Origin of the sequence: Prevotella ihumii, from assembly GCF_900155655.1 — a bacterium.
In the GTDB taxonomy this organism is placed as follows: domain Bacteria; phylum Bacteroidota; class Bacteroidia; order Bacteroidales; family Bacteroidaceae; genus Prevotella; species Prevotella ihumii.
Genome location: NZ_LT706987.1, coordinates 986,308 through 1,002,593, shown reverse-complemented (window position 1 = coordinate 1,002,593; position 16,286 = coordinate 986,308). Strand labels below are relative to the sequence as shown.

Sequence of the window (16,286 nt, the reverse complement as noted above, 5' to 3'; positions counted from 1 at the left end):
AAAAAGATTGACATAATAAAAAAGGTAAAGAAAAATGGCAAAAGATATTAAATTCAATAAAGATGCTCGTGAGTTACTCAAGAGCGGTGTAGACCAGTTGGCTAACGCAGTAAAGGTAACACTCGGTCCTAAGGGTCGCAATGTGGTTATCGGCAAGAAGTTTGGTGCTCCACAAATTACTAAGGACGGTGTTTCGGTAGCTAAGGAAATCGAACTTGAAGATGCTTTTGAGAATGCAGGCGCACAGCTTGTAAAGAGTGTTGCAAGCAAGACTGGTGACGATGCTGGTGATGGTACAACTACTGCAACTATCCTTACACAAGCTATTGTAAACGAGGGCTTGAAGAATGTAGCTGCAGGTGCAAATCCTATGGACTTGAAGCGTGGTATTGATAAGGCTGTCAATAAGATAGTAGACTATATTAAAGAAACTGCTGAAATCGTTGGCGACAACTATGATAAGATAGAACAGGTAGCTACTGTAAGTGCAAACAACGACCCTGAAATAGGTAAGTTGCTTGCTGATGCTATGCGCAAAGTATCTAAAGATGGTGTTATTACTATCGAAGAAAGCAAAACACGTGATACCACAATCGACGTGGTTGAAGGTATGCAGTTTGACCGTGGTTATCTCTCAAGCTACTTTGTTACCGATACAGAGAAGATGGAAGCATTGATGGAAAACCCATATATCCTCATCTACGATAAGAAGATTTCTAACGTTAAGGACTTCCTCCCAATTCTTCAGCCTGCAGCAGAAAGCGGTCGCCCATTGTTGGTTATCGCGGAAGATGTAGACTCTGAGGCATTGACCACATTGGTAGTAAACCGTCTCCGTGGTGGCTTGAAGATTTGTGCAGTTAAGGCTCCTGGCTTTGGCGACCGTCGCAAGGCTATGCTCGAAGATATTGCAGTATTGACAGGTGGTGTTGTAATCAGCGAAGAAAAGGGCTTGACACTTGATAAGGCTACCCTCGAAATGTTGGGTACAGCTAAGAAAGTAACTGTTTCTAAGGATTTCACAACCATCGTTGATGGTGCAGGTTCTAAGGAAAGCATTGCTGATCGTGTAGCTGTTATCAAGGCTGAAATAGCTAATACTAAGAGCCAATACGATAAAGAGAAGTTACAAGAGCGTTTGGCTAAGCTCTCTGGCGGTGTGGCTGTTCTCTATGTAGGTGCAAACTCTGAAGTAGAGATGAAAGAAAAGAAGGACCGTGTGGACGATGCACTTTGCGCAACACGTGCAGCTATCGAAGAAGGCGTTGTTGTAGGTGGTGGTACTACCTATATCCGTGCACAAGCTGTGTTGGGCGATGTTAAGGGCGAAAACGCAGACGAACAGACAGGTATCAATATTGTTTATCGTGCTATCGAAGAACCTCTTCGCCAGATTATTGCCAATGCAGGTGGCGAAGGCGCAGTAGTTGTGAACAAGGTACATGAAGGCGAAGGCGACTTCGGTTATAACGCTCGTCGCGACCAATACGAAGATTTGCGTGCAGCAGGTGTTATCGACCCAGCTAAGGTGGCTCGTGTAGCTTTGGAGAATGCAGCTTCTATCGCAGGGTTGTTCCTCACAACCGAATGTATCGTTGTTGACAAACCTGAAGAAAACCCTGTAATGCCAGCTAACCCAGGTATGGGCGGTATGATGTAAGGATTTAATAATTAGTTAAACCCAAAATAAACCAAAAACACATCTCATAAGTTTCAATAATAATTGAAGAGATAACCAAACTGGTCTAATGACCGTTTTGGGTTAAATATAGGCTTATTCCTTAGCTCTTGTAGCAAAGGAGTAAGCCTTTTTTGTTTATCTAAAGAATAGGAAGATACTTATACCTCAATAATTTATTTTTTCTTGTTTATTTAGGGTCTACTAATTAACTTTAACTATCTGACAATTAACTATTTATATTGTATAAAATTTGGTCAATTCGCCCAAAATGACTACCATTGGATGTTAAAACATTCAAGAATCGAGATGAAATACTGCTCACAATATCGCAGTCACGACCTGTTTGAACTTCAGGAGTCACTTTCGGGATTGAGCAAATCCAACCGTTGGGTCAAGCTGGCCGACCACCTTCCCTGGGGTAAAATAGAGAAAGAATACAACAAACGTCTGAGGAATAGTCACAATGGTGCCAGCATCGTGAGCGGTTACACCTATGTGGACCATGTCAGCTGGGACACCTATAACGAATCATCCAACCTCGGCATGCAGCTGGAACTCTACAAAAAGCGTTTCGGTATGTTGCCCAAGGAGATTCAAGCCGACAAGATCTATCTGGGGAAGGAGAACAGGAAGCACATCAAGTCCTGCCATATCAATTGCTACAACCGTCCACTGGGCAGACCTCCCAAGGAAGAGAACGTCACACACGCAGAGGACAAGAAGAGAGCCATCGGCGAGCAAAATGAGATAGAAGGCACGTTTGGAACAACCAAGAGAGTTTACCGAGCCAACGACATTCGAGCGAAACTTGACCAAACGGCTGACACTTGGATAGGAGCTTGCTTCTTCGCTAAGAACATTATGAAGTTCCTACGGGGACTTCTTTGTCTTATTTTCGAAAATCGGGCTTGAAGACCTTTCAAAAGAGAATTGTGAGCATTTTTGACAGTATGGAGGCTGTATTACCCACACCACAAGGTTGTATGAAAGAAATAAATTAGCAGACCCTATTTAACACTTATCCGAAGTAAAACGGAAAAATAGAAAAAGATAAAAGAGAAATACGCTATCTATCGAATAAGGTAACAATTGGTATAGTAGCTAAAAAATAATCCCGCCAACGGGTGATTTCTTCAATACGATATTGTAATTTTACACTTATTGGTTGGCTCTGTCGATGAAATATGTATTTTAATCTATCCTTATTTCTTTGCTGTCTAAAATATAATTAGTAAATTTGCACGCATTAAAAAAAGTAGATAATGCAGTCAATGATTTTTGCAGCAGGGCTTGGCACTCGATTGAAACCGCTTACGGATACTATGCCGAAAGCGTTGGTGAGGGTGGGAGATAAGCCGCTGATAGAACATACTATTAATAGATTGAAAAATGCAGGTTGCAACCGAATGGTTGTAAACGTACATCACTTTGCAAGTCAAATTAAGGATTATCTACACGAACACAACTTTGGAATTGATATTCGTATAGCAGACGAAACGGAAGAACTACTTGATACAGGAGGCGGTATTAAGAATGCGTCTTCCCTTTTTTGTTTGGACAAACCTATTCTTATTCACAATGTAGACATTCTTAGCAATGTAGACTTGGCTGCATTTTATGATTGTGCAGTGAAAATGGAAGCGACTGAGGCTTGCGATGCGTTGTTGCTTGTAAGTAGAAGGAAAACAAAGCGTTATCTTATCTTTGATAATGCTATGCGTTTGATGGGTTGGACGAATGTAGATACAGCAGAAGTGAAATCACCTTTTGAGGAAGTGAAAGCCTTAAAGTTTGTTCAGCCATTTGGTGAAGGAAACTCGAACCAACAGAATGGCTACCAATTGTATGCTTTCTCAGGTATTCACGTTATCAATCCTTCTGTTTTCAAGACGATGGAGATGTGTCCAAAGAAGTTTCCCATTATGGATTTCTATTTGCAATATGCCCAAACCTTGAAGTTTAAAGGTTATGTTAAGGACGATTTGCAGCTGATGGACGTTGGCAAACTCGACACCTTGCACGATGCAGAGGCGTTTGCAAAGAAATTTGGTTATTGATTTTTAAAGCGATAAAGACAGAAATAATATACAAAAATACAGCTTATGCAAAAGATTATCATTTTGGATTTTGGTTCACAAACCACGCAGCTGATTGGTCGCCGTGTGCGCGAATTGGATACGTTTTGTGAAATACTTCCATACAATAAGTTTCCTAAGGACGATCCGTCGGTGATTGGTGTCATTCTTTCGGGTTCGCCTTATTCGGTTCACGACCCTAAGGCTTTCCAAGTAGACTTGACACAATTTGTGGGCAAAGTGCCTGTTTTGGGTATCTGTTATGGTGCGCAGTACATCTCGCACGCTAACGGTGGAAAAGTAGAACCTACCGATACACGTGAGTATGGTCGTGCCAACTTGTCTACTATCGACTTTGAAAATCCTTTGTTCAAAGGCTTTGAAACTAATTCGCAGGTATGGATGAGCCACGGCGATACCATTACTGCTATTCCAGAAGACTGTCATACCATAGCTTCAACAAGCGATGTGAAGTTTGCAGCATACGCATCAAGCACAAATCCACTTTGGGCTGTGCAGTTCCACCCAGAAGTGTTCCACAGCTTGCAAGGTAAGACTTTGCTAAAGAATTTCGTTGTAGATATTTGCGGCAGCAAGCAAGAATGGAGTCCTGCATCGTATGTAGAAACAACTGTTCAGCAATTGAAAGAGCAGTTGGGTAACGACCGTGTTATTCTTGGTCTTTCGGGCGGTGTAGACTCGTCTGTTTGTGCTACACTCTTAAATCGTGCTATCGGTAAAAACCTTACTTGTATCTTTGTAGACCATGGTATGTTGCGTAAGAATGAGTTCGCTAAGGTTATGAAGATGTACGAAGGCTTAGGACTTAATGTTATTGGTGTAGATGCTTCAGAAAAGTTCTTTGCCGACTTGGAAGGAGTTACTGATCCAGAACAGAAACGTAAGATTATAGGTCGTGACTTTGTTGAGGTGTTCAATGCTGAAGCAAAGAAAATAACTGATGCTAAATGGTTGGCACAAGGTACAATCTACCCTGACCGCATCGAAAGTTTGAGCATTACGGGTATGGTTATTAAGAGCCATCACAACGTAGGTGGGTTGCCAAAGGAAATGCACTTGCAGCTTTGCGAACCTCTACAATGGTTGTTTAAAGACGAAGTACGCCGTGTAGGTTACGAGTTGGGTATGCCCGAACGCCTCATAAAGCGTCACCCATTCCCAGGACCTGGTTTAGCTGTCCGCATTTTGGGAGATATTACTCGCGAAAAGGTTCGTATTCTTCAAGACGCTGACGACATCTATATTGAGAATATGCTCAATTATGTTTGTGAAGATGGCGAAATCCTTTACGATAAGATATGGCAGGCTGGTACGATTCTTCTCTCAACTATCCGCAGCGTGGGTGTGATGGGTGACGAGCGTACCTACGACCACCCAGTGGCACTCCGTGCGGTAACAAGTACCGACGCTATGACTGCCGACTGGGCACATCTCCCTTATGACTTTATGGCAAAGGTGTCTAACGAAATCATTAATAAGGTGAAGGGCGTAAACAGAGTATGTTACGACATCTCTTCAAAACCACCTTCAACAATTGAGTGGGAATAGAATACTTCCATTCTCTCTATATATTCTATAAAACGATAAAGCCTTAACTTTTTACGAGTTGAGGCTTTATTGTTTTTATATCAAAAAAATATACAAAAAGCATCTACTATAAAGAAAAATTGCGTAACTTTGTAGTCGGTAAATAGTACAATAATTGTTTGTAAGGCTTTGATTTTAAAGACTTTTTCGCATAACATTTTTGACTGATTACCCAACGTTATAGACAACTATAATGGATTGCACTCACGTTAAAAAATAATAGAAACGAGAATAAGATAAGATGCTATCAATAGAAGGTTTGAAGGTTGAGTTTGGTGTGAAACCACTCTTTCAAGATGTTTCTTTCGTGGTAAACGACCGCGACCGCATTGCTTTAGTGGGAAAAAACGGAGCGGGAAAATCGACAATGCTGAAGATACTCTGCGGATTGCAGAACCCTACGGCTGGTGTTGTGGCTATTCCTAACGATACCACGATAGGCTATTTGCCACAGGTAATGAAGCTATCGGACGATACAACGGTGAAGGAGGAAACGCGCAAGGCTTTTGCTGATGCTACAAAAATGAAAGAAAAATTGGAGCGAATGCAGCAAGAGATGGCTGAACGAACCGACTATGAGAGCGAAAGCTATACGGCACTTGTAGATAAGTTTACGCAGGAGCACGAACGCTATATGATGCTTGGGGGTGAGAACTACGAAGCCGAAATAGAGCGTACGCTTGTGGGTTTAGGTTTTGAACGTAACGATTTCGACCGCCCTACACGTGAGTTCTCTGGTGGTTGGCGTATGCGTATCGAGTTGGCAAAAATTCTTTTGCGTCGTCCTGACGTACTATTGCTTGACGAACCTACCAACCACTTGGACATAGAGTCAATCCAGTGGTTAGAACAGTTTCTTTCGCAAAGTGCGAAAGCTGTGGTTTTGGTGTCGCACGACCGTGCTTTTATCAATAATGTTACCAATCGCACACTTGAAATTACGTGTGGTAGGGTAGAGGATTATAAGGTGAAATACGATGAATACCTTGTTTTGCGCAAGGAACGTCGTGAACAGCAACTTAGAGCTTACGAAAATCAACAAAAAGAAATTGCCGATATAAAAGCCTTTATAGAACGTTTTCGCTATCAAGCTACTAAAGCCGTACAGGTGCAACAACGTGTGAAACAATTGGAAAAGATAGTACCCATAGAAGTGGACGAGGTTGACAATTCGGCTATGCGCTTGAAGTTTCCACCTTGTTTGAGAAGCGGCGACTACCCCGTTATTTGTGATGATGTGCGCAAGGAATACCCCGCTCGATTGGTCTTTGATAAGGTAGAAATGACCATTAAGCGAGGCGAAAAGGTGGCATTTGTTGGCAAAAATGGAGAAGGAAAGTCTACCCTTGTGAAATGTATTATGGGCGAAATACCATTTGATGGCAATCTGAAGATAGGACACAACATACAGATAGGCTATTTTGCACAAAACCAAGCCCAACTCTTAGATGAAGAGATAACAATATTTGATACCATTGACCAAGTGGCAAAAGGCGATATGCGCTTGAAAATAAACGACCTTTTGGGTGCGTTTATGTTTGGCGGTGAGACATCAGAAAAGAAAGTCAAGGTGCTTTCTGGTGGCGAGCGCTCACGTTTGGCAATGATAAAACTATTGCTTGAACCTGTAAATCTACTCATCCTTGACGAACCTACCAACCATCTTGATATTACTTCAAAAGAAGTGTTGAAAGAAGCTATCAAGGCTTTTGACGGCACTGCTATTATCGTATCGCACGACCGTGAGTTCCTTGATGGATTGGTGAGCAAGGTTTATGAGTTTGGAGGAGGAAAGGTGCGTGAACACTTAGGAGGCATCTACGATTACTTGCGTGCGCATAATGCCGATACCATTCAAGAAAGTTTAAGCAAGGCAAGTACAAATTCAGTTTCATCAGCCAATGATGGTCAGTCTACTATAAAAAAAGAAGAAATAGATGAACCCTCAACGGGTGCACTTTCTTACGCTGAACGAAAAGAGCAACAAAAGAAAGTGAGAAAGGCGCAAAAAGCGGTTGAGGAATCAGAAAAAAAGATTGCCAAGATGGAAGAACGAAAGGCGGAATTAGACGAGTTGTTGATGAAAACAGAAAATGCGTCTAATATGGAGTTAATAACAGAGTACACCAACCTTCAAAAAACGTTAGACGAAGAAAACGAGCGATGGATGTTGCTCTCTGAAGAGTTGGAGACCCTACAAATAGATTAATAAAGAGAATAGTAAATCAAAATATTGAAGAAAATGAATATCAAAACAATTTTACCAATGATGATGATTGCATCAGCTCCTATCGTCGGTTTGGCTCAAAACCAAGCTGGTATTAAGGAAAGCAATCTCGACAAGTCGGTACGCCCTGCTGACGACTTTTATCAGTTTGCAACAGGTGGTTGGCAGAAGAACAATCCGCTGCCAGCAGCTTTCTCTCGCTTTGGTTCATTCGACCAATTGGGCGAAGACAACAACAAGCGTATCAATAGTATTCTTAGCGATTTGCTTACAAAGAAAGTAAAGGCAGGAACTGTTGAAGCTAAGTTGAGCGATTTTTACAAGCTTGCAATGGACTCTGTACGCCGTAACAAGGAAGGCGTTGCACCAGTTATGCCATTACTTAGCGAAATGGAAAATGCAAAAACGCTTGACGACCTTCGTGCGCTTCAGGTAAAGTATGCGTCTCGTGCTTATGGTATGGCAATGGGATATGGCTTTAGTGCAGACGAGAAAAATGCCAAGATGAATATTTTGAACGTATCGCAAAGCGGTCTTACATTGGGACAAAAGGACTATTATCTTGATAATGATAAAGCTACAACTGAAATTCGAAATGCCTTTAAGCAACACATTGTAAAGATGTTCAAACTTTTTGGCTTTACACAGGAACAAGCTGAAATGAAGCGTAACGCTATTGTACGTTATGAAACAGCTATTGCACTCATCTCTAAGAGCCGTACAGAATTGCGTGATGCCGAAGCTAACTATAATAAAATGACTTTGGCAGACTTCAAAGCTAAGTATCCAAACCTTAGATTGGAGCAGATGATGAATGCAGAAGGAGTGAAGTCGGAATATCTACAAGAGATGGTTGTAGGTCAACCTGCATTCCTCGTGGGATTGGACAAACTCACTGAAACAGAGACTGCTGATGAACTTCGTGCACGTATGGAGTGGGATGCTATTTTGAACGCAGTGAATTATCTCAGCGATGATGTTCGTGCTGAATACTTCGATTTCTTCAGTAAGACAATGCGTGGCACAAAGGAAGATTATCCACGTTGGAAAATTGCTACACAACAGGTTGAGGCTCAGATGGGTGAGGCTTTGGGTAAAATCTATTGCGAACGCTATTTCCCTGCAAGCAGCAAGCAACGTATGGAGCAGTTGATAAAGAACTTGGAAATAAGTTTGGCAGAACGTTTGAAAGCACAAGACTGGATGAGCGAAGAAACCAAACAAGCTGGTCTTGATAAACTTTCTACCTTTTATGTAAAGGTGGGTTATCCCAATAAATGGCAAGATTTGACCAAGTTGACCATAGACCCAACTAAATCGTATTATGAAAATGTGATGAATTGTCGCAAATTCTGGCACGATGTAGACATTGAAGAAACAGCTGGCAAACCTGTGGATAAGGACAAATGGTATATGACCCCACAGACTGTAAATGCTTATTACAATCCTACTACAAACGAAATATGTTTCCCCGCAGGTATTCTTCAGTATCCATTCTTTGATGCAAAGGCAGATGACGCTTTCAACTATGGAGCTATTGGCGTGGTAATTGGTCACGAAATGACACACGGATTTGATGATCGTGGTCGCAATTACGATAAGGATGGAAATATGAGGGATTGGTGGACAAAGGAAGATGCAGAGAAGTTTAAGGCTCGCACTATTCCTTTTGGAGAGTTCTTTAGCAATATTAATGTTTTGCCCGACCTTAAAGCCAATGGTAACCTAACAATGGGTGAGAACCTTGCAGACCACGGCGGTTTGATGTTGGCTTACAATGCTTTGAAGAACGCTATGAAGACTAAGAAATTGAAGAACCTCTATGGTTTCACTCCTGAACAGCGTTTCTTCCTTGCATATTCTGCTGTTTGGGCAGCTAATATTACAGAGGCAGAAATTAGAAATCGCACCAAGAGCGACCCACACTCATTGGGTGAATGGCGTGTAAATGGTGCTCTGCCACACATCAATGCGTGGTACGAAGCTTTTGATGTTAAGCCTGGTGATAAACTTTATTTGCCTGAAGCACAACGTCTTGACCTTTGGTAAGCTCCAAAAGCTCAGTTTTAGATTATAAAGCTTGATAATAAAATAAGCGCAATCTTGCAATTCATATCGTATGCAAGGTTGCGCTTTGTTTATCCCTACATTTTAACCCAAATCGAGCATTAGACCAGTTTAACCCAAATCGGTCGTTAGATTTCTTCGAGATTTGCGCGCTTATTTTGAGCTATTTTTGGTTGTTTTTGAAGACGTTTAGCGAGCTAAACAACTGAAAAAACAAACGAAAAGAACCAAAATAAGGTGCAAAGACGAAGAAAAGCATAACATCTAAACGCTTTAAAAAGCCTTTGCGGGCTAACGACCAATTTGGGTTTAAGATTTATCTCATTTATTATTAAAATTTATGAGATGTCTTTTTGTCTTATTTTGTCTTTATTTCAGCGTATAGATCTAAATTGTTATGTATTAACTTTTTTATTAATTTAGTCCATTAATAAGTTCTTGTGGTAGGTTTCAAGAGGGCATAGTTAAAGTTATTGTGAGTTTTCTTAATAGAACATACAGATACGGATCAAAAACGTTGTAGTTAAAGTTTTTCTAATGCAGGTATAACGATTTTGCTTCGTGATATTTGGATCAGTCCTTGGTCGTTCAACGCATTTAATAGATGCGAAACATTGAGCCTACTTTCGTGGAGGTTGTCTGCCAACTTTTGCATTTTGATGTTTAAAACCTTTTGACCAGCAGGCTTTTCACAATGGTTTCTAACAAAACTGACGAACTTTGCACGGATGTCTTGCGGTTGTTTTAGCCATAAAAAACGACTTCCACGTTGTGCTTGCGTGCAAATCATATTGAAATAGTTTAATCTGAAAATAAGATATGTAGCCGACAAGCGGAGTACTTCTTGCTTGTCTAATGATAGAAGGTTGCACTCGTTTTTAGCAACATAAGTTTTAGAATGGTATTGCGTTAAACCAAAGATGCGTTCGGGTTGTATAGCAGTGGGGGCAGTCACCTCTTCTATAAGTTCGTAGGAATGGTCGTCTGCCTTGCTTTTAACCCACAGAATACCATCTATCAATATATAGAGTTTGTTTGCTTTATCACTTTCGGACAGTAGTAGTTCGTTGGGGTTTAACTTTAAAAAGTCGAACTTGGTTGTGCTAACAATTTCGGATAAGTCGCTGCGACCAATGCCAATAAACATTGGAAGTTCTAAAAGCGTATCATAAAACTGCAACATATCTTACCTTAAAAGATTTATCAAAATAGGGTTAGCTGTTATTCTGTTAAAATGGTTATAGGTAGTCTGTTATGATTTAGTTGTACAGCAGACTACCCATAAATACTTAGTTCATAATTTTCTTTTCTAACTCTGGACTATACCACACTTGTAGTTTTCCCTTTGTATCGGTATAGATGAAGTAAGCCCATAACTCTTTGTGCTTTTCTAACACTTGTTTTGCCTTTTCCATACCCATTACCATAAACGATGTAGCATAGGCATCTGCTGTTGCACAATCGGGGGCTAAAACTGTAGCCGATAGCAACGAATGTTGAACAGGATAACCCGTTTTAGGGTCGATAGTGTGTGCATACTTTTTGCCTCCTTTATAATAGAAGTTGCGATAGTTGCCGCTTGTTGCCATAGCCTTATTGGTTATGTTGAGTACAGTTTGTATTTCGTTGTTGGTTTTGGTGCTGTCCTCAACTGGCTTGTTTACACCTATTTTCCACGGAACACGATTGTCGCTGTTTCCACTGACAACGATTTCGCCACCAATCTCAATCATAAAGTTCTTGATGTCATTATTCTTTAAAAATCGAGCTACAACATCTGAACCATACCCCTTAGCAATTGCAGAGCAATCTATCATAATGCGTCTGTCTTTCTTTTTAATATTCTTGGATAAGAGGGTAACTTTCTCATATCCAACGATTTGCTTTAAGCTATCAATGGTATATTTAGAAGGAGTCTTGCCTTGTTTGAAACCAAAGCCCCATAAGTTTACCAATGGTGCAACAGTGATGTCGAATGATCCATCGGTCTCTTTTGAGATGGCTTTTGCTTTGTTAAAAACTTCAATAAACATATCGTCCAATTCTACAACTTGATTGGTATTGACCTTAGAAATAACTGATGTTTTATTAAAGGTTGACAGCGAATTGTCTACCTTTTGCAGTTCGGCTTCTATTTCTTTTTGTAAGTCTTTATCGCTTTGATAGGTAATGTGATAAACCGTTCCGAATACAAATCCCTCGTTGTGCTGATAAGGCATATCCCGTTGTTGCTTTACAATAAAGATAGTTCCAACGATTAGCACAAGCAAGAAAGGCAACTGCCATAATAACTTTTTATTTGACTTAAAATTCATAACTTATATCTTTTTACTAACTCAATGTATGTAGAATGATTGATAGATGTTAATGAATATAACGAAAGAAGTAGTGAAATTCTACTTTAAAGCGTTATATATCAATAGATTATATCTATACGCACTCTGCTAATATTTTGCAAAGTTACAGCTTTTTTCTTTACGGTAGATAGTTTTTATAAAGTATTTGAATTTAGCAAATAAAATATATAACACGCTAATCGAAAACGAAAAACAATATGTGTATTCACTATACCTGAATTGCAAATAAATATGAAGATAAGTGAGGATAGGCTTTATTTTTCTAAAATCTCTTTGCTGTTTGGACGGCGTTTGTTATCTTTGCAACTAAAGAAGTTTTCGCAAACCTCTAATATTCAGAATATGAAGAAGATATTTATTATTATGGCAGTAGTATTTTTGAGCATACCAATGTGTGCGCAAGAGGTATTAACTGCTGATACATCAAAGATAGAACCTATTGAGTCGACTCGACTCCAAGGGGTGCGCAAGGCAACAGAGGCTGAAAAAGCGTATGCACGCCGTTTGGCTGAAGAACAAGCTGAACAATATCAAATAGACACCAACCTCCCTTTTGTAGATGAAAATGGACAAACTGTTACCAATACAGATGTGATATTTCCTTATTGGGGTTGGGGACCTTCACGATGGAGACTGCATAAGGGACTGAACGTAAATGTTGGTACATCGGTATTTGCTAACTTTGGTGATGGCTATGGACACGGAGTTGGCTTCTCAGAAGATGTGTCGGTTATGTATGTTAGCAATCTCTCAAAGAAAGCTACATTGGCCATTGGTGGTTATTTTAACAACATCACGTATGGCGGCTCAAACTACACTTCTGCAGGTATAAATGCGCTCTTAGGTTATCGTTTTAACGAGCATTGGAGTGCATACGCATTTGTCCAAAAAGCCTTTACTTCTGATAATATCACGCCTTGGGCGATGGCTTATGGCACACACGGCAATGGTTGGGGTGGTTATGGAATGGGCTATATGCCAATGTATTATGGCTATTCGCCTTATTATGGCTATTCGCCTTATACCGCAATAGGCTATGAAGCAAATCGCTTTATGGATAGAATTGGAGGTGGGGTGACTTATCAATGGGGTGAAAACAATCAAAATTCGCTCACCATTCAGATGGAATTTGACCACATGCCATCACAACGCAATTCGATTTATAATGCAAGGAGATACGATTATCCTGTGAGATAATTGCTTGGAATGTAAAAGAATAAGCCATTAGTATTCAGAAATTGATTACTAATGGCTTAATCGTTTTAAGGTGTTACGATAAGGCGCAAGCTATCAGCTTTTGCACGTTCTTTCAACCATCGTTGCATTCGCAATTGGTCGGCGTGCTCTATCGGACTTTTGCTGCCTACTATGGCGATGACATAGCGTTTGGTTACAGCAGTGTCTGTTCGTGCCTCGTGTATTGGTGCAATTGCAATCTTAGTAATTGAAGGCCAAAGCGAAGTTACCTCTTTGCGTATGCCTTGACTTAAACTGCTATATCGGGTGTATGCTTCAACTTGGCGTTCTAACTCTTGGATTTGTGTTGCTTGCTCCATCAATTGCTTGTTGGTTAATTCGTTTGAAGCCGTACCATTACGCATCAAATTATTGATTAATGTGCTGTCAGACATTGCTCCTTGTATGATATTGAGCTTGTAATCGTCAAGTTGATAGTTTTTTAAACCCTTTTTCAATCTTGATATGTCGGACGAGGTAATTGCCCTTCCCACAGCCACAATATTAATATTCTTTTCGTTGATACTTTGAGAGATGATGTGTGTGCCCTTGAAACTCATCTCGTTCTTAACAAACTTTCTCACATTATTTTCTCGCACGCTCTTCTTTATAATTTGTATTGTCATATAAGTTGCTGGCAGCATTGTAATTACAACAATTGCAATGATGTATCGTTTTACCTTTTGCAGTTGGACAGGTTCGACAAACTTTTTTTGCTTAAATCTAAGCATTCGTACACCTATAAATGTTGAAAGACAAATAAATACGGTATTGATAAAAAACAAATAAAAAGCACCTAAGAAATAAGAAAGTTGCCCCATAGCAAGCCCATATCCTGCTGTACAAAGTGGTGGCATCAGAGCAGTGGCAATGGCTACACCTGGAATAACATTACCTTTACCCTTGGTAGCGATGGCAAGGAAACCTGCTGCACCACCAATCAGAGCGATAAACACATCGTATAGGGTAGGGGAAGTGCGGGCTAAAAGCTCTGATTGTGCAGCGGTTAAAGGTGTTAAAAGAAAATAAAATGTAGCTGTAAGCACACTTATCAAGGTGGCTATCAAATAGTTCTTAAACGAGCGGTGCAGTAGTCGAAGGTCGCTAATGCCAATTCCTAACCCCATTCCAATAATTGGCCCCATAAGAGGAGAGATAAGCATTGCACCAATAATTACAGCTGTTGAATTGACATTTAAACCCAATGAAGCAATAAAGATTGCAAAGACAAGTACCCAAAGTTTTGCTCCGTGAAATACAGCATCACTACTAATCGACTTGATTGTCTCTTGCTCGTCCTCCTTATCGGGCAAAGCGTTGAAATACCCTTTTATTACCACCCATAACTCTTGTTTGTTTTCTTTCATAAATTGCATAGTATCACGTTCGTTATTTATCATTTCGCATTATAAACCCTTAATTCCGCAACACTATTATAAATTAAAATTTTTAAGTACCTGAGCAACAAAAAGCTCTTGCTTTGGCAAGCGGCAGAGCCGAGCGGCTCAGGATTTTGCCATATCAGAATTTTCACTTATCTTAGTGTTGCAAAAAAACAAGAGAATCCGACGATAGACATAGCAAAGATACAAATTAAATCTGAGAGACTCACTCCTTTTGGGGATTATTTTCGGGTTATGGAGCAATTTGACTCCACATTATCCCAAATCGGTCGTTAGAATGAGAATGTATTTTACGATTATTTTGAGATTTATTTTGCATATATCAAAGGAGCATAGCGGGCTATGTGACTGCAGATATAGGTAAAATAAATCTCAAAATAATCCAAAAGACATCTCATAAGTTTCAAAAATAATAAAGTAAGCACCTAAACTGGTCTAATGAGCAATTCGGGGTTAATGTATATTACTGCCAAATTTCCGAACCAGTGCATAAGTCAAATATTAAATTAGTAACTTTGCACACGAAATGGGAAAGTCAACAAGAAGAAAGCACACGGCCGAGTTTAAGGCCCAGGTTGCGATCGATGCGCTTAAAGAGCAATCGACGTTAAGCGAGTTATCAACCAAGTATGAGTTATCGCAAGCTCAGATCAGTCGTTGGAAGGCTGAGTTTCTTAAGAATGCGGCAGCGGCATTCGGTGGCAGTACAGAGCGCACAGAGAAAGATATTCAGGCAGAGCGTGACCGCCACTTACGTAAGATAGGCGAGTTGGAGATGAAGCTGGATTTTGCGAAGAGGGCATCAAAAGCATTGGGGATACCGATGCCCGAAGACGATTAGTTTCCCCTGACAGTAAACTTAGTCTCAACGCCCAGCTCGAAGTCCTTGGTATCAGCAAAGGTACATTCTACTACGAGCTCAAGGGTGAGAACGAAGAAAATATCAAGGTTATGAGCGAAATAGATCGCCAGCATACTGAGCATCCCTCCAAGGGGGTGATTGGTATGTGTGATGCATTAGTATTGCTCGGATTTGCGGTTGGACCGAAACGTGTTCGACGTTTGATGCACAAGATGAGTATAACTCCCATCTATCCTAAGAAATCACTTTCTAAACCAGGCTCCACAATATACAAGAAGCCTTACCTCTTGCGACATTTGGACATAAACCATCCAAATCACGTGTGGAGTATAGACATCACCTATATTCCTATGAGGAAGGGCTTTATGTATCTTACGGCTATCATTGATGTCTACAGTCGCTGTATTATGGCCTGGGGACTGCATAACACTCTTGAAAAGGCCAATAGCATAGAGGTGCTGCATACGGCTGTCAATGCTTACGGAAATCCAGAAATCATCAACTCTGATCAGGGCAGCCAGTACACCAACGAGGAATGGACATCTACCTGCGAGGATTTAGGTATAACCATCAGCATGGATGGACGTGGCAGATGCAAGGATAACATATGGATTGAGTGCTTCTGGCGTACTATTAAAACGGAGTATATTTATCTGAATCCAGAGGATGACGTGTGTCTGCTACGTGAAGGGATGTATCTATTATTAGTTGATTATCAGTGTTATACGCTCTAAACGGTAGAAAAGTGGCTATGTGGATTCTGTTTAGAT

General features: G+C 40.5%; 12 protein-coding genes. 9 read left to right on the top strand and 3 right to left on the bottom strand.

Annotation, left to right across the window (positions count from 1 at the left end; translation table 11 throughout):
- Positions 1 to 34: 34 nt before the first annotated feature.
- The 6 genes from groL (at position 35) to CZ367_RS04735 (ending at position 9,640) form a co-directional block, all read left to right on the top strand.
- Entirely contained in the window at positions 35 to 1,660 is a 1,626-nt protein-coding gene (gene groL, locus CZ367_RS04760) for a chaperonin GroEL (RefSeq protein ID WP_077195836.1), read from the top strand.
- 327 nt (positions 1,661 to 1,987) lie between these two features.
- A complete protein-coding gene (locus CZ367_RS04755; protein WP_077195835.1) occupies positions 1,988 to 2,593 on the top strand; it encodes a transposase in 606 nt (201 codons plus the stop codon).
- A gap of 350 nt (positions 2,594 to 2,943) precedes the next feature.
- Complete coding sequence (locus CZ367_RS04750) at positions 2,944 to 3,738, top strand: nucleotidyltransferase family protein (protein WP_077195834.1); 795 nt, start codon at positions 2,944 to 2,946, stop codon at positions 3,736 to 3,738.
- A 45-nt stretch (positions 3,739 to 3,783) separates the two neighbouring features.
- Positions 3,784 to 5,325, top strand: coding sequence for a glutamine-hydrolyzing GMP synthase (gene guaA / locus CZ367_RS04745; protein WP_077195833.1), 1,542 nt, complete (start codon positions 3,784 to 3,786; stop codon positions 5,323 to 5,325).
- 280 nt (positions 5,326 to 5,605) lie between these two features.
- Complete coding sequence (locus tag CZ367_RS04740) at positions 5,606 to 7,573, top strand: ABC-F family ATP-binding cassette domain-containing protein (RefSeq protein ID WP_077195832.1); 1,968 nt, start codon at positions 5,606 to 5,608, stop codon at positions 7,571 to 7,573.
- Positions 7,574 to 7,606: 33 nt separating this feature from the next.
- Entirely contained in the window at positions 7,607 to 9,640 is a 2,034-nt protein-coding gene (locus CZ367_RS04735; RefSeq protein ID WP_077195831.1) for a M13 family metallopeptidase, read from the top strand.
- A gap of 541 nt (positions 9,641 to 10,181) precedes the next feature.
- On the opposite strand, the gene CZ367_RS04730 is transcribed toward CZ367_RS04735, so the two are convergent.
- Together CZ367_RS04730 and CZ367_RS04725 are read right to left on the bottom strand one after the other, a co-directional pair.
- Positions 10,182 to 10,841, bottom strand: coding sequence for a Crp/Fnr family transcriptional regulator (locus CZ367_RS04730; RefSeq protein WP_077195830.1), 660 nt, complete (start codon positions 10,839 to 10,841; stop codon positions 10,182 to 10,184).
- A gap of 106 nt (positions 10,842 to 10,947) precedes the next feature.
- On the bottom strand, positions 10,948 to 11,973 hold the full coding sequence (locus tag CZ367_RS04725; RefSeq protein ID WP_077195829.1) for an FAD:protein FMN transferase: 1,026 nt from the start codon (positions 11,971 to 11,973) through the stop codon (positions 10,948 to 10,950).
- Between the two features lie 384 nt (positions 11,974 to 12,357).
- Here CZ367_RS04725 and CZ367_RS04720 point away from each other — a divergent pair, with 384 nt between their 5' ends.
- Complete coding sequence (locus CZ367_RS04720) at positions 12,358 to 13,212, top strand: hypothetical protein (RefSeq protein WP_077197366.1); 855 nt, start codon at positions 12,358 to 12,360, stop codon at positions 13,210 to 13,212.
- Between the two features lie 65 nt (positions 13,213 to 13,277).
- On the opposite strand, the gene CZ367_RS04715 is transcribed toward CZ367_RS04720, so the two are convergent.
- A complete protein-coding gene (locus tag CZ367_RS04715) occupies positions 13,278 to 14,618 on the bottom strand; it encodes a DUF389 domain-containing protein (protein ID WP_077197365.1) in 1,341 nt (446 codons plus the stop codon).
- 562 nt (positions 14,619 to 15,180) lie between these two features.
- Between CZ367_RS04715 and CZ367_RS04710 the strand changes: the two genes are divergently transcribed.
- On the top strand, positions 15,181 to 15,495 hold the full coding sequence (locus CZ367_RS04710; RefSeq protein ID WP_077195696.1) for a transposase: 315 nt from the start codon (positions 15,181 to 15,183) through the stop codon (positions 15,493 to 15,495).
- A complete protein-coding gene (locus tag CZ367_RS04705) occupies positions 15,456 to 16,250 on the top strand; it encodes an IS3 family transposase (protein WP_144005936.1) in 795 nt (264 codons plus the stop codon). The genes CZ367_RS04710 and CZ367_RS04705 overlap by 40 nt, the downstream gene beginning before the upstream one ends.
- The last annotated feature ends 36 nt before the right edge of the window (positions 16,251 to 16,286 follow it).